The following is a 1,080-nucleotide window of genomic DNA, read 5'->3' on the forward strand; positions in this document are numbered from 1 at the left end:
CGTTCATCCCGACCAGCCCCGTACCCGCCCCCGGCAGCCGGGTACGCCCGTTCGCGACCGGGTTCTCCACGGTCACCGTGACCCGGTCGGCCACGTAGTCGATCGCCACGTCGGCCCGCCGGTCGCCGTGCTTGAGTACGTTGGTCAGCGCCTCCTGCACGATCCGGTATCCGGCGAGATCGACCGAGGCCGGCAGCTCCGCCGGGGTGCCCGACACCCGCAGGCAGGCGTCCACCCCGGACCGCCGCGCCCGTTCCACCAGATCCTCCGAGTCCGCCAGCCGCCGCCTGGTCGCCTCGCCCTGCTCGCCGCCGCCCTCCTGGCGCAGCAGCTCGATCATGGCGCGCATCTCCGCCATGCCCTGGACGCTGTTCTCCCTGATGCACGCGAGCACCCCGCGTACGGCCTCGCCGTCCAGGTCACGGCGGGACAGCACGGCCGTGGACTGGATCGCGATGGCGCTGAAATGGTTGGCGATCATGTCGTGCAACTCCCGCGCCATCCGGGCCCGCTCGGCGTTCACCGCGGCCCGCCGGTCGAGCTCGGCCAGCCGGGCCACCTGCTCGGCGCGCGCCCGCTCCGCCTGCGCCTGGTTTCGGTGCTGCCGCAGGATCACCGCACTGAACACCGGCGTGGTCAACACCAGCCCGGCCTGTACCGCGGCCACCGCCACCCACCGCCAGTCCCACAGCACGACCCCGGCGACGCTCCCGATGACGACGGCGAGCGTACAGGTGATCCACACCATCCAGGGGGCCATCCTGCGCGGGCCGTAGAGCGTGGCGGAGTACAGATTGTCGGTGAATATCACGATCGTGCCCAGCGTCGGCCCGAACCACAGGTCCCCGGCCACCCCGGCCACCCCGAGCCCAAGCGCCACCAACGGCGCCCGCCGCCGCACGGCCACCCCGGCACACACCAATGCCAACGGCCCGGCCAACACCCACGCCGACGACCCTGACCACCACCAGCCCACCGAAACCCCGGTGGCCAACAAGACCAGCCCGCCCGCGAACGCCAATCCAGCGAACAGCAGATCCCGCCTCATACCCCCATCACATCACCTGTCTCCCCCAAGAC

General features: G+C 71.8%; 1 protein-coding gene. It reads right to left on the reverse strand.

Features of this window, described 5'->3' with window-relative positions; genetic code table 11:
* A partial coding sequence (locus tag C1I98_RS45230; protein ID WP_111172213.1) for a sensor histidine kinase occupies nt 1–1,048 on the reverse strand: 1,048 nt, incomplete at its 3' end.
* Between the last annotated feature and the right edge of the window lie 32 nt (nt 1,049–1,080).

The sequence above is a fragment of the Spongiactinospora gelatinilytica genome (assembly GCF_003236385.1).
Taxonomy (GTDB): Bacteria; Actinomycetota; Actinomycetes; order Streptosporangiales; family Streptosporangiaceae; genus Spongiactinospora; species Spongiactinospora gelatinilytica.